The organism is Micromonospora sp. DT4, from assembly GCF_049841675.1.
GTDB lineage: Bacteria > Actinomycetota > Actinomycetes > Mycobacteriales > Micromonosporaceae > Micromonospora.
Map to the genome: position 1 here is coordinate 1 of NZ_JBNCKT010000371.1, position 541 is coordinate 541.

General features: G+C 67.3%; 1 protein-coding gene. It reads left to right on the top strand.

Features of this window, described 5'->3' with window-relative positions:
- Positions 1–20: 20 nt before the first annotated feature.
- A partial coding sequence (locus ACLQ24_RS30150) for a transposase (RefSeq protein WP_425895123.1) occupies positions 21–541 on the top strand: 521 nt, incomplete at its 3' end.

Genomic DNA, 541 nt, shown 5'->3' on the forward strand with positions numbered 1-541 from the left:
GCTCGGGCTGCCCGTGGCGGATGATGCCGCGTGATCTGGCGCCGGCGGATGCGGCTCATCGCTGGTTCACGACCTGGTGGAAGAACGGAACGTGGGACGCGATCCATGACGAGCTTCGCCGGCGGGTGCGGGTGGCGGCAGGTCGTGAGCCGGAGCCGACCGCAGCGGTCCTGGACGCCCAGTCGATCAAGTCCAGTGAGGGTGGCGAATGTCGCGGGTTCGACATGGGGAAGAAGACCACCGGCCGCAAGCGGCACCTGGTCGTTGACACGATGGGACTGGTCCTGGTGGTGATGGTCACCTCCGCCTCCGTCAACGACCGGCCCGGCGGCCGTCGGATTCTGCGACGACTGGCCGAGGCATTCACCACCATCGCCCTGGTCTGGGCCGACGGCGGGTACGCCAACAGCATCGACTCCACACTGGTGAGCTGGGCGAAGACCCAGCTCGGCATCCTGCTGGAAATCGTCAAACGCACCGACGACGTCAAGGGCTTCAAGGTCCTACCCCGCCGGTGGGTGGTCGAGCGGACGTTCGGCTG